Origin of the sequence: Prevotella sp. P4-119, assembly GCF_002251345.1 — a bacterium.
In the GTDB taxonomy this organism is placed as follows: domain Bacteria; phylum Bacteroidota; class Bacteroidia; order Bacteroidales; family Bacteroidaceae; genus Prevotella.
The window spans coordinates 1-13,841 of the sequence record NZ_NPJB01000036.1; the positions used below are offsets into that span (position 1 = coordinate 1).

General features: G+C 46.0%; 10 protein-coding genes and 1 pseudogene. 3 read left to right on the top strand and 8 right to left on the bottom strand.

The genetic code is table 11. The features are described 5' to 3' along the window. The 3 genes and pseudogenes from CIK89_RS13465 to CIK89_RS13470 all read left to right on the top strand — a co-directional run. Positions 1-213: pseudogene (locus CIK89_RS13465) on the top strand (hypothetical protein); the annotation flags it as partial. A gap of 54 nt (positions 214-267) precedes the next feature. Further along, a complete protein-coding gene (locus tag CIK89_RS04285) occupies positions 268-453 on the top strand; it encodes a hypothetical protein (protein WP_094390209.1) in 186 nt (61 codons plus the stop codon). After that, complete coding sequence (locus CIK89_RS13470; RefSeq protein ID WP_158214619.1) at positions 450-548, top strand: smalltalk protein; 99 nt, start codon at positions 450-452, stop codon at positions 546-548. The genes CIK89_RS04285 and CIK89_RS13470 overlap by 4 nt, the downstream gene beginning before the upstream one ends. A 109-nt stretch (positions 549-657) precedes the next feature. On the opposite strand, the gene CIK89_RS04290 is transcribed toward CIK89_RS13470, so the two are convergent. From CIK89_RS04290 to CIK89_RS04325, 8 genes are all read right to left on the bottom strand, one after another. Further along, a complete protein-coding gene (locus CIK89_RS04290) occupies positions 658-960 on the bottom strand; it encodes a hypothetical protein (protein ID WP_094436245.1) in 303 nt (100 codons plus the stop codon). Positions 961-1,025: 65 nt separating this feature from the next. Then, positions 1,026-2,921: a WG repeat-containing protein gene (locus CIK89_RS04295; RefSeq protein WP_094390211.1), complete on the bottom strand. Its 1,896-nt coding sequence runs from the start codon at positions 2,919-2,921 to the stop codon at positions 1,026-1,028. Between the two features lie 144 nt (positions 2,922-3,065). Beyond that, a complete protein-coding gene (locus tag CIK89_RS04300; RefSeq protein WP_094390212.1) occupies positions 3,066-3,335 on the bottom strand; it encodes a helix-turn-helix domain-containing protein in 270 nt (89 codons plus the stop codon). A 643-nt stretch (positions 3,336-3,978) separates the two neighbouring features. Beyond that, the gene (locus tag CIK89_RS04305) at positions 3,979-4,707 is read right to left on the bottom strand and encodes an RNA methyltransferase (protein WP_094390213.1); all 729 of its coding nucleotides are present in this window, start codon (positions 4,705-4,707) and stop codon (positions 3,979-3,981) included. 95 nt (positions 4,708-4,802) lie between these two features. After that, positions 4,803-7,577, bottom strand: coding sequence for a PD-(D/E)XK nuclease family protein (locus CIK89_RS04310; RefSeq protein ID WP_094390214.1), 2,775 nt, complete (start codon positions 7,575-7,577; stop codon positions 4,803-4,805). Beyond that, the gene (locus CIK89_RS04315; protein ID WP_094390215.1) at positions 7,574-10,828 is read right to left on the bottom strand and encodes an exodeoxyribonuclease V subunit beta; all 3,255 of its coding nucleotides are present in this window, start codon (positions 10,826-10,828) and stop codon (positions 7,574-7,576) included. Before CIK89_RS04315 ends, CIK89_RS04310 begins: the two co-directional genes overlap by 4 nt. Then, on the bottom strand, positions 10,822-12,843 hold the full coding sequence (locus CIK89_RS04320) for a DUF5686 family protein (protein ID WP_144007344.1): 2,022 nt from the start codon (positions 12,841-12,843) through the stop codon (positions 10,822-10,824). Before CIK89_RS04320 ends, CIK89_RS04315 begins: the two co-directional genes overlap by 7 nt. Positions 12,844-12,881: 38 nt before the next feature. Continuing rightward, a complete protein-coding gene (locus tag CIK89_RS04325) occupies positions 12,882-13,754 on the bottom strand; it encodes an RNA polymerase sigma factor RpoD/SigA (protein ID WP_094390217.1) in 873 nt (290 codons plus the stop codon). Positions 13,755-13,841 lie beyond the last annotated feature (87 nt).

Consider the following 13,841-nt stretch of genomic DNA (forward strand, 5'->3'; position numbering starts at 1 on the left):
ACGGTGACCGGTGCAGGTCGCTACCCTGCGGGTCAGTCGGTGGAGATTAGTGCCTCGCCTGCCGAAGGTTACCAGTTCAACCGATGGAGCGATGGCGACACCAATGCCTCACGCAGCATCACGCTCAATTCAAACACCGCCCTCACTGCCTACTTCAAGTCGGATAGCGACACTGGTGGTCAGGAACCCGGTGGTGGTGGACTGGAAGGCTGAACCACAGAGTCCTGCGGAACGTCCACGGGACTCTTTAACCCTCACTTTTAGCGTATGAAACGAATACTCTCATTAGCCAGTTTCGTCTGTGCTATCCTCTTCGCTGCAGCTGGCATGATGATGCCTCCGCAAGGGGAGATTTCGGGATCCGTCCTCATCCTCGTTGCCCAGCTCTTGATACTGTGTGCCACCTTCCTCGGCATTAAAGACTATCACAACATCATCAACAGAAAACTATGACTCAAGATTCTAAAAACAAGTGGAGCGTCATCATCAACATTGCTTTGACCACCATCACCGCCGTTCTCTCGGCCCTTGGTTTCACCATCGGGTGATGACTTTGATTTCCAAACAACCTATCCTACAAAGATAGCGTAACAAAAAGAGTCCGACAACTTCGTGCTGTCGGACTTTTTTTGTAAATAGAACTATATTTTCAGCTTTTCAAAACTGGAAATCTATTGTTGCACCATCGGTAGTGTCAAAGGTGAAGGTAAAATTCAACGAAGAAGCCTTGATATTCTCCACAATCTTTGGGTACAAAGAGTGTTGCTTCGCTTCTGGATTCTTCACAACAAAGTTATCAACCTTCACGGCAAAGTTTTTCACGCTATCGGTACTGACAGCCTTCAATCCGCAAGATTCTGTGTAGTACTCACCCATCTCTGGATACGCCTCATACGAGGTTTCATTTTCACACGACAGCAGCATTACTGCAAGCATTAGAATAGTCAATCCCTTTTTCATATATTATGTGGGCTATTTATGTTTATGAGCAATCCTTTCAGACTGCTCATAAACAATTTTTGCGATTAGTATGCTGCAACTGTATCAACTGCTACAGTGTCAACTTCTTCTGTATCATAGTTACCGCCACCGTTATTCTTTCTATCAGGGAATAAGCTATTCAGGTAACCGTATGATATACCAGCATTCTCGCCATCTTCTACTACATCCTTGTATTTGTCAATAACAAGTTTGTTAGCATCGCCGAGATTGCCATACATGATCACGACCTTCTTCTTTTCCATATACATGAATGCAGTCTTTCTATCGTTGGTAGATATTACAGCAGCACCATTATTCTGCTTCACAATCTTACCCATTGATTTGAACTTTCCAACGAATGTATTCAATACATCACGAAGTTTACCATGCATCCTACCATCATTGCTGAACTGTAACTGGAAATAGTTCAATGACACACTATTATAAACATATCCTGTAGGTATCTTCTTGTCATGATACCAATACCAATCACCTATCGTATAGTCAATAATACGCTTGGTACGGAATGTTTCCTTTGTCAGTTTTCCGCTATAATGCATCTCAAAGATTGAAGACGTACTTGCAGGTTTCTGTACCATCCATATCTCATCGGTGTAATCGTACCAATATGGATCACCTGCCTTATGAGACTCGTTTGAAGGCGCATTTCCTGCTTTTACCTGAGCCTTAATAGCATCAGCTACCTTCAGATTGAAAGAAAAACCAAACATACCATCCTTTGTAATCTTGCAGTCTTCTACAAGCTTTTTCAAGTCCACGAAGTCGCTCTCAATGTAGTCTTCTCCTTCGTAAGTACTTATATTTACGATGTCTGGAAGTCCTGCGATAACACTTGCATCACGTGTGATGATTGAATATATTTTGTCGTTAGGCTTTACAATAGCATGTTCACCATCGAACATAGTGAATGGAGTTGCACTGACGTACGTCTCATCTCCTATCTGCTCATCTTTCTCGTTAACATACTTAGATTCAAATGTATCAGAGTCTTTCTTTACAATAGCCACAAGCATGTTGTCACCATCATAATACAAAAACTCATACTTTGCACGTATAAGAGTTTCGCCCTTTGTGTTCATAAGTCCCCAACCTTCACCATTGTAGTATGTGAACTTATCACCACAGATATTACCGATATTCTTAATCTTGAGAGATGGCTTTACCACTTCCTCGCCTTTATCATTTATGATACCCCAAGTTTCCTTGCCATCTTTCTTTACGCATATTGGTAGAAGACCATCAGAGAACATTTGTCTCACGTCCTCATATTTGTCTGCATTAAACTCGAATGCTGTTGAACCACTTGTTGTAAGTACCGTGAACTTGACCTTAGCCTTTTTGCCTTTCTTCAGATCATTACGATATTTGCTATTGACAGCAAGGAACTTGCCATCCCCACAGTTATTCATAACACAGTACTCCGGCTTTATCACGCAGTCACCGCTTTGGTCAATAACACCAAATAAAGAGTCCACAGTCATAAAAACAGCATACCCCTTCTCGAATGTTCTGACTCCATCAACTTCTTTACCTTCAATCTTATCAAGAACCTTCTTTGTCTTGCCATCCGTATCAATGATAGAGACTGGCTTTCCCTTTTCTGCAACAAGAGCTACACCATTTCGGAATCCTGAGACATGAGCATAGTCTGCACCAACCTTTTGAGGTTTTTCTGTTGCATCAAACATTTCCCAACCTCCTTCAGCAGTTTGTACAAAGAATCTACCATCTCGAACTACGGTAGGCTTGTTCTTAAACTCCTCAGAAAAGAGCACTTTACCATCCAGTGAAATCATTCCCCACTGACCATCTGCCGTTTCCTGGAAAGGAATGAACTCGACCTTGCCGTTGTCCGTCTTGGAACACGAAGCAAAAAGCAATGCGGTTAGTACCGCGAAAACATAAGAAATCTGTCTCATAAGTATTATTGTTTTAGGATATTGAATCTACTATAAACTGCAAAGATACTCAAAAATGCCCAAATGAATACCATTAAAGTTAATTGAGAGAGTGTTGTGAGTTTCTATTAAACCTCAGAGGTTTATGTTAAACCAACAGAATGATTATTCTCCCTTGCTAACCTTAATAATATGTCCGCAATAAGGACAGGTAAAACCATCTTCCGCAACCCTCATTTCTGGTTCATAGTAACCATCGAACAATGCTGCCATCGGAACCTCCATAGCCTTTGCGAACTTCTGAATACCAGCAATGGTGATGTTCTTCTTCTCGTTAGCCACTTCACTAACGTATTGTGCAGTCACTCCCATACGTTTGCCAAGCTCATTAGCTGTAAGGTTCTTTTCCTTCATGATTCTGTCAATTCTCAGCATAATCTTTCATGTTTTAAGTGTTAATAAATAGCGTTGTTTTCATTCGAAAATTATTGTTTCATATATTTATCGTTTTAGTTGCTAAAAAGGTTATTTTGTATGCATAGGCATATTCACGTTGCAAATATACGAAGAAATAACTAATTAGCAAACCTATAAATACCTTTATTTATGCAATTTTGAGTTTTTACAGTTTTACAGTTTTACAGTTTTTGAAAAGCAAAATGCACATACATATCAATGGCGTTCACGGATTTAACAGTTGACAGTTTCCATAAACGGAATTTTTTAGTTGCCTTACGGCAAGATGTTTTGGAGTAGCGAAGACAGAGTGAGAGCGCGCTTTCACTATGCTGAGTCACGACAAAACAAACCATAGGTAAATCTTTGGAGGAAATCTTTAATGAAATATGGCCTTTGGCCAGAAATAATCATCGGATTGTTTTCGTTAAGCCATGAGCAGAATAAAGCTCGCTTTAATTATGCCATGGCGAGAAAACAAAGGCGTATGCCAATTTAAACGGATATTAGACGGAAATAAAATCTTTAAATAAAAATCTCGACTGAAAATGCGCGCGAACACCTCGCTTTTGGGAAGGACTTTATAACACTCCGTGTGGTCCGTGGATAATAAAAGAATACACTACTGTCTGCGGCGGAATTCGGAGCAAGTGATGGCTGTGGCAATGGCGACATTCAGACTCTCTGCGCGCTCGCTACCCTGATGGAAATTGGGGATGAGGATGCGACGGGTGATGCGTTGGCGTATCGCTTCGGAGATTCCGTTTCCTTCATTTCCCATCACGATAATGCCTTCACTGGTAAGGGATTGGTCATAGATGTTGTTGCCATCGAGCAATGTGCCATAGACTGGGAATGTTTCAGGAAGGCTGTCGAGAAATTGTGGGAGGTCAGTATAGACGATGGGTAAATGGGCGATGCTTCCCATGGTGGCTTGTACTACCTTGGGATTGTAAATGTCTGCGGTGTCGGGGGAACAATAGATGCAGTCGATGCCAAACCAATCGGCTATACGGATGATGGTTCCTACGTTGCCTGGGTCCTGGACACCATCAAGTGCCAGCGAGAGATGACCTTCTGGGGCTATGGGGGCGGTGTTTGTGGGGATTTCAAGTACGGCCAACACCTCTTGCGGATGTTGCAAGAAACTGATGCGCTGGAGTTCTTCGTTGGTAACGAGTTGTGTGTCGGCTGTCATCATCGTAGTGGCGAAAATCTGACGTGCCTTGAAACCGGCACGCAGGAGGTCGCCTACCACTTTCGGACCTTCTGCAACGAAAAGTCCTTCACGACGGCGGTTCTTCTTGAGTTCGAGACTGTGAACCCATTTTATTTGGTTTTTGCTAATCATTGGTGCAAAGTTACGATGATGTGGGCGAAAAACCAAAACAAAACTGGATTTTCTCCCACATGACATGGATTATCTTGTTGGACATTCGCCTCATCCTATGATATCTTACCACAGAGTTTGGTATAGGGACAATTGGAACAGCTTTTCCCGTCGGGAGATGGCGTGAAGTCAACCTCAGGATTGAAGATCTCGTCGATCACAGTCTTTAGGTGACTATTGAAATCTTCCAGATAGGGAAGTATGTCGCTGATGGGTTCCTTACCAAAACAGAGGGTCGGGTCGTAATCGTCGGAAGCGGCATGCTGGATGAAGAGTAGGGCAGGGCTTACCGGCAACTGGTGGGGATTGACGGAACTGTCGGTCGCCACGATATTGCCATAGAGCAGCGTCTGGAGATAATAGCCACGATGCGAGTCGTTGTCGGCAAAGATATCATCCACGTCTTTTGCCATCTTCATCTGGCTTCCTCCCGTCTTGTAGTCCACCACACGGATGCGCTCTTTGGCAGTATCGCAATCAACAGCATCGAGGCGGTCTATCGTACCGCCAATCGTAGTAGTAAACTGTCGGTCGCCCATCTTCACTTGCCAGTCGCACATCACCTGTCCTTCGAGTTTATAGACCTCAAAAGGAGCCTGTCGGTAGTCTAACTTCAGCAGTTGACGCAAGTAATGGATAATCACCTCCCGATTGATGAGTTGCAGTCCGTTGAGCGCAGCACCGGCAGGTAATTGTTTGCGAAAAGCCGTGTCAACAGCCTGGGCGACGGCCGTCTTTGACTTCAGCAGCTGCCCAATCTGCGCCTTTTCAATCCGGCATCCATGTTGCGTCATCTGTTCATAAAGGTGTTGGGCAGCATCATGGAAGATAATACCGAAAAGGCGGTCGTCAATCTGCAGTTCATCATCATCGAGTTCGTAGAGGTTGGACACATACTGATAGAAGAACTGCAACGGGCAGGAACGGTAGCTGTTGATGGCTTTCGGAGTGAGCAGCGGCCTGTTGGTATTCGGGCGTTTGACAAATCTACGGTAGAGGATCTGCATGATTTCCGGTGTCTTGCTAATCGCCTGCGGTTGCATAATGGTCGGTTCCTGTTGTGCTTTGAGATAGTGATGCTGAATGGTCTGTGGAGCTTCAACCATGAGTTGGAGCATGAAACGACTCATCTCATGGGCATTGCCATCGTCAGTACCGTTGTTATACACCAAGGTGATATCGGTGGCACGCTGCAGAAGTCTGTGGAAGTAGTAAGCATAGATCGCCGTCTTGTGTTCGACGGTGGTCAGTCCGTACACCTTTCTGAGGCTGTGGGGAATGAATGAGCTGTCGTTGACGCCTTTAGGCATATTGCCTTCGTTGCACGACAGGAGTATGATGTGGTCGAAATCGAGGTTGCGCGATTCGAGTATTCCCATGACCTGTATGCCTTCTGCCGGTTCTCCATGAAATGGAATGGATGTGGACTGTATCAACTGTCGGAGCAAGCGTTGCAGGGTGACGCTATCAATATTCAGGTCACCATCAGCAGCCAATCCCTTCATACGGTTTACTAACGTATAGGCGCGGAATATGGATTCCGATCGTAATGCCATGGCATTAGGGTCGGCGTCAGTGGTCTGACTCATGTCAGTGGCAATGGTGCGGATGATGGTGCATAGCCAATCGAGGATGGCATGGATACGGGAGTCGCTCTGCTGTTGGCAACTATCGAGCAGTTCGTCTGTAATACATTTGTTGTAAGGATGTTGACGGATTGTCTTATAGTAAAACTTTGGCTTGTTTGAGGTTTGCCATGCCACCAATAGAGTGAGGAGTGAAGCGATGGGCGTTTGCGCCAAGGGGTAGCCCGTGGTGATATTGACCTTTCCGATATTGTCGGGAATGGAATGGATCACCATGGGCAGGAGGTTCTCGTTGCACAGGAGGATCGCCGTGCGTTTCCCACCATTTTTCCGCTGTTCATCAGCGAGCCAATCGGCAATATAATGTGCTTGAATATTTTCTGTTGGCGCAGCAACAAACCGGATCTGTTTGTCGTTTGCAAACTGTCGATAGATCTCTTCCCGTGAGTGATCGAGTTCGTTGGGAAAGGTGGAGAGGTATTGAGAGATAAAGAATCCAGCCTCATGTCCTTTCATATAATAGTCATCGAAATCCCAATAGAATTTAGCCTTACCTTGCTGTTGCAGATGTCGGAAGAGCGCCTGCTCCACCTTGTTGAGGAGATTGAAGCCCACGAAAATATAGGTATCGTAGTTCAGGGTGATGGATCTGTTCTCCACCACATCCCGATACAACATACCCTCGTATGCCAGTTGTTGGTCAGCGAGTCTCTGCTGGAAGCGATGATAGATATCGGCGAAGTGTTGCCAGAGTTTCAGAAACCGCTGTTTAAGTTCTGAATGATCGTCATCGTTGAAATTGCTGAAAAAGCGCTTAATGACAGCACGTTGTTCATCGGTCAGATAACTGATGTCGTCGAGTTCGTGAAGGTCACGGATATTGGCAAAGACATGATCGGCGTCAGCCCTGTTTTTGTCGATATCATCGAAATCGGCAAGGAGGAGTTGTCCCCAGCCGTAGAAGTGGTCTAAGGTTTCATCAATTCCCGTCACCTCAACAAACGTCTTATGGATATCGCTCACCAGTTTGATGGGATCGGCAACGCTCCATTCCGATTGCGACCGGAAGAGTTCGCTAATGGTGAGGTAGGCCGGACTCCAGATGGGGCGGTCAGCCAATCGGGCGAGGTGCTCGTTGATGAACAACGAGGCACGCTTGTTGGGGAAAACAATTGCCGTCCGTGAGAGGTCTGTACCTTGTTTACTGATAATATCTTCTGCTACAAATTCAAGAAATGTCTTCATACCGTTTCAATTTTATTAGTATAAACATACCAGAGGAAACCCTCTACCTGTGAATGTCCCATCTTCCGGATCAGTTCCATGTATTCCTTTACCTGGGTTTGGTGTTCAGGTTTGGGGCGTCCAAACTTGAAATCGACCACGACAAAACGTTCGCCGTCGCTCATCACGCGGTCAGGCCGCCGTTCCACGACATAGCCGTTGTCATCGGTAGAAAGAATGGTACATTCATTATAAAGCGTCCAAGATGGCGAGAACCATGCCTTGACGCGACTGTCCTGTAAACGCTTGCGCAGCATGTCTTTGAGGCGTGCCGTAGTAATCTCCTGGTCGTAGATGATACCTTCCTGTTCCAGTTGCAACAGGGCACTCTCTATATCGTCAACGGTACGAATGGTAGAGAACACATGGTGGAGCACATTACCCATCTTGATGTATGATTGGGCAGTAAGCGTCTCTTCATCGTTTTCATCAGCCACAAACTCCATGCTTTTGTTGCTCTGGCGGAACTGTGTGTTCTGTTGGAACGTCTTCATAGAAACCTCAAGAGGCGTTGGAATCTGCAGGAACACGTTGTCGCTACGCTTCTGCGTCTTCTGCGTGTGTGTTGCAGGCGTGCCGTAGGTAAAGACAACGTTCGCCTCCTCATCTTCTATGCCCTCGATGGTACTTCCGGCAAGATGATCGGCAATCTGCGGCAACACCTTCATGATTTGGGAAGAACGCGTCTTGGCCGATTGGCGCTTTCCAATGACGAAAAGACTCTTGGAAGCTCTGGTAAAAGCGACATAGAGGATATTGAGGTTATCGACTGTCAGCTGAAGGTGTTCCTCTTCATAATCGGAAGCATAGATGCTTTCACGCATTCTCTTGCTGTAGTCAATCAAGGCAACTGGAAGTTGGTTGAAGGGTTCCACCTGTGGGTGACACCACAGCGTATCGTCCATTTCCATTTTCCAACTGCAGTAGGGGATGATGACATGGTCGTACTCCAGTCCTTTACTCTTATGGATGGTGAGGATGCGTATTCCCTCCACCTGGTCGCTCTGGATGGTCTTTTTATGTGCGTCCTGATTCCAATAGTCTATGAAGGCTTCAATACCCGTACTGTTGTCCATGGCGAAATCGCTAAGGATGTCGAAAAACTTACAGACGTATGCACTTTGGCTTGTTACACGATGTAACGAGAAGATATCGTAGATTCGTTCTGCCAGTTCTAACAATGGCAACTGAATCAACTCTTTCATCCCGTTGACAAAGGGTTCGGGCAACATCTCATCGAGGTCTTTGGTGGCAAGGAGGCAGTCTCTTTGCGTCCAGCTCACATCGTCGAGAATGAGTTGATGGTAATTCTTCACCAGTTGTGCTTTGACGAGTTTGTCGTTGGGGTGGGCCAACAGCCACAAGGCATCAACAATCAGATTGACAGGTGCAGCATAGTCCAGTCTGAATGCCTCATCGCTCACCACGTTGACATCAGGCAACTCACCCGTGATATAATTGGCAATACCACCAATCACCGTATTGGTGCGCGTGAGGATGGCGATGTCCGACTGCCGTACCCCCTCATCAAGCAGTTGACTGATACGGGACGTCAGGAGTTCCAGCGTATGCTGGCTATAGTCCTCGGTAGGCAGGAGCTGTATTTCCACATACCCTTGATCCAGCTTGGCGTCGGGTACTTGTTGGCAAACATCATGGTAGGCATGTTCGAGTGACGCTGCACCATTGATATCCTCCTCCGTCAAGTCGGCGTATTCCTGCTTTGCCAAGGTGGTGAAGAAAGTATTGTTGAAATCGATGATATTGCGCTGCGACCGATAATTGGTTTGCAGCGATTCCACCTGCATCATGTTGCTAGGAAACTGGCGTTCGATATCGTTGAGCAGCCGCCAGTCGCCAGATCGCCAACGGTAGATGCTCTGTTTCACATCGCCCACAATCAGGTCGCGCGACTCCCCATGGCTCATACATTCCTGTAGGAGAATTTTGAAATTCTCCCATTGTATGGTCGAGGTGTCTTGAAATTCATCGATCATGACATGTCGCAGTTGTGCACCAATCTTCTCAAAGACGAAAGGCGTATCGGACTCGCCGATCAGTTCATGGAGCAGATGTTGTGTATCGCTCAGGAGAAAGGTGTTAGACTCTTCGTTGATCTGTTTGACGGTCTGCTCAATACCATGCAACAGGCGCAGGTTGTTGAGGTGGCTCAACGTCAGTCGCGATGAGTTGATGATTTTCCATTTACTCTCACGGTTCTCTATGACGAAACGGAGAAGAGGAATCAGCTTGGACTCGGCAAGGGCGATAATCTCTTGGCGTCGCGGGTGTTTCTTAGAAGCCCAGTTGTCGGCACTCTCCAAGCATGCCAAGGCACGTTTGCCGATGATGTCCTCCTCGTATTTACCATTACCGATGCTGACAAACAAACCAGCTACGCCCGATTTTCCATAGGGGAGATCAGCCATGGTGAGGTTGTTGTCTTCAAGGGTTTCGAAAAACGATTCACTGGTTTGCCTGAAACATTTTTCTGCATTTTGCGCAACGTCGCGCAACTGTTTGACGTATGATTCTATAAACCCATCGCGCTGCATCACTTCTTCAAGGATTTCACGGTGCGTCTTGTAGTCGTCGTGGAAGATGGTACGTCCGAAATACTTGATATCATGGAGCAGCGTATTGTTGCGCGTGTCGCTATTGGTCCATCCTTTGTCGTCTTTGATATTTTCCATGATATAGCCCAAGAGCCATTGCAGCATAGGGTCGCTGCTCTTGAGGTTTTCCAACATCATATCTACCGCGAGCGATTCCACCTGAACACCATTGATTCCCACCTGCAGATTGGCAGTAAGGTTCAGTTCGCGTGCAAGGTTGCGCAACACACTTTGGAAAAAGGCATCAATGGTCTGTACGCGAAACTGATGATAGTTATGGATGAGCAGATGCAAGGCAATGCCAGCACGTTGTCTGACGACAGCAGCATCAAGACCAGTTTCTGCCTCCACCTTTGCAGCATAGCTTTGCGAGTCGGGCAGTTCATTCCAAATGCCATAGAGTTGGCTGAGAATACGTTGTTTCATCTCTTCCGTAGCCTTATTGGTAAAGGTCACGGCAAGAATCTGATGATAGTTCTGCGGATTAGCCACCAGCAGTTTGATGTATTCGGTGGCAAGTGTAAAGGTCTTACCACTTCCGGCACTCGCCTTATAGACGGTCAGCGGACGAATAGGGGATGTTGGATTTGTTACCATTTTCTGAAAAGTTCAAAGGTGAATTTACAACCAATTTCCTGATATTGCGTCTTGAGGAAACTGGCAAAGAGTCCGATGGACACGAAACGCGTGGTGAAGCCGTAGCCGATCTCGGTATAGGGCCGTGTGTGTTCTATCGACAAGGTGCTGAGGTAGATACGCTCGGTTTCTATGTAACGGCCTATCCATGGCATCCAAGACAGCATCAGTAACGGCGATTCATAGGACACATGACCACGAAGATAATAATCCGAGGCATTATACCAGTTACGTGACAACAACTGAAACTGTCCAGTCCAATCGTCATCCCAACCGTTGGGCAAGTTCTCATCTCTGAAATTGGCATAATCCACGAAATAACTTGTCTTCTGGTTGGTATAGAAGCCTCCTCCAAATCTTACATTAAGAAGGCGCATGCAGTCCATTCGCTTCTGGTAGGTCGCATCAAACTCCCACCGTTCGTATTCCAGGTTAGACCGTAGTACATTACGGATGCTGCGCTCGTAATTGGCTGTGAGGATGGGACCTTTTTTCCAGGGCGTGAACTGTAACGTCAGCAAAGGAGAGAAACTTCGATACGTCACAGGATGTCCAGCCTCTTGCATCATTTTCTTGTTGACCGCAGTACGTTGGTGGTAAATCAAACCGGCCGTCACCTCAAACCAGTCTGTTATACCTATATTATTGACCATCTTGAGGTTGTTGTCGTTGAAATATTGCAGCTCGCCCAGCTGTTCGTCAGTAGCCGCCTGCGATCTGTTGTTGATCTTATCAATAACGCTGGAGTTGATGATTCTATTACCGTTAGCCCATATCACCTCTGCATATCCATCTCTTTTCGGATTGTACGTCATGCGGAGTGGGGCAGTAAAGTAGAACTGCTTGATTTTGAAATTATAACCCAGGCGTGGTGTGAAAGTGAGGTATCGATGAGCATTCCAAGCGTATTGCATGCTGATTTTCATTTTATACGCCAAACCCCGACTCTGACTATAGCTCAAATACAACGGGTTGAAGAGAGGCGACGCCTTGATACTTGCACCTCCAGCATTCAGGCTCATGCTGCTGATGAGTTGATCGCCAATCACATCAACAGCCCATTCCTTCCATTTGCTGCGCTTGATAGTATCTTGACCTATACTGTCTGTTTTCGACCTCATCGAATGGTAATGGGCGTAGATCTCATTCTCCAGTTTACCAAGCGGTGTGGTGCGCAAGGTGTCCATCATCTTTCTGTCAGCCTGAATGTGGATGGTGTCAGCTACCTCTTTTGGAGCATTGTAGGTTGCTATGAAGCGAGCATCAATACTATTGCCAATAAATCCCAGATGTGCCTCGGTAGAGCACCATTGAGGTAAGCGTAATTCCCGTTCGTCGGTGTTGGGAATCACCTGCACGCGGAAAGCAATCATATCGTATTCGCCTTTGAAAGAGGCTAGATGGATCCGTCCTGTTCGTTGATCTACAATGGCATTACCTGTAACCAATTGTGTATTGTTAAGACGGGGGCGGAAGTCGATACGAAACATGTTATTAGAAACATGATGTGTTGTAAAGCGGTAGAAATGTCTGTTGCTGCGATGAAATGGCGACAAAAGACGCTGGTCGTAGATGGTCTTGCCATAAAGGTCGGGGGTGAGATATTCCAAGGTGGTGGGCATCACGCTCCGATTGCGAGGGATAGTACCACTCACCACCTGTCGCTTCATCTTGAAATGGCCGTCCTTGTCAATATTCAGTTTGCCATACACTTCTCCGATGTACCTCCGTTCTCCCTTCGCTACAACATACATGCTTGGCACAAGAAACAGAATAGGGTTGCGGCGTCTGGCATCTATCACATACCGCATATATGAGTTTGAAGTGGAATCGGAATAAAACACGGGTAATTTTCGCCCATACTCCCATACACGCTGAATTAATAACGAGTCTGTTGGCTGACTCGCATAAACAAAGATGCTGGACATGAAAATCATCATGCCCAGCATCATTATTCTGGCGGATGGGTGTTTCATGCCTCAAAATTACGGAAAAATTCCAAGGCATCCAAACTTTATCCCAAATATTTCATCAATATCTTAGCGTTGCCCGATTCGCGCAACTTGGTGATGCTCTTTTCGCGAATCTGACGGACACGCTCGCGAGTGAGTCCCAACTGGTCGCCGATTTCCTCAAGACCCTTTTCGTGGCAACCAATTCCGAAGCATTGGCTGATAATGGTAATCTCACGATCTTTCAGCACTTTCTTCAATACGGCATTGAGCTCCTGAGCCATTGACTCGTGATCTACATGACGGTCGGTACGTGAATCATCACCACCTGCCATAACGTCAAGCATACAGTTGTCTTCACCCTCTTGGAATGGGGCGTCAATACTAACATGGTGACCATCAGCCATCAAACTCTGACCAATCTTCTCTTCGTCGAGATTGGTAGCGTCGCTCAACTCAGCAACAGAAGGATGGCGCTGATGTTCCTGTTCGAATTTGTTGATCTCGTGGGTAATCTTGTTCAGACTTCCAACCTGGTTCAGAGGCAAACGCACGATACGGCTTTGCTCTGCAATAGCCTGAAGAATAGACTGGCGAATCCACCATACTGCATAGGAAATGAATTTAAAGCCGCGTGTCTCATCAAATTTCTGAGCAGCCTTAATCAATCCAATGTTTCCTTCGTCAATCAAATCAGTCAAGGTCAGACCCTGGTGCTGGTATTGTTTGGCCACGGAAACCACGAAACGCAGATTGGCTGTGACAAGTTTGTCTTTTGCACGCTCACCCTCAGGACCACCTTTGCGGATCTTTTGTGCAAGTTCGATTTCTTCGTCAACACTAATCAGCGGGGCACGTCCGATTTCTACAAGATACTTATCAAGTGCTTCACTCGAACGATTCGTGATACTTTTCTGAATTTTAAGCTGTCTCATCCTTTTTAAATCTTCTTCTTTTTAACTTAACCTCTTGAAAATCAATAAAGTACATAAAATGTACTCAAAAATCTCTGCAAATTTACT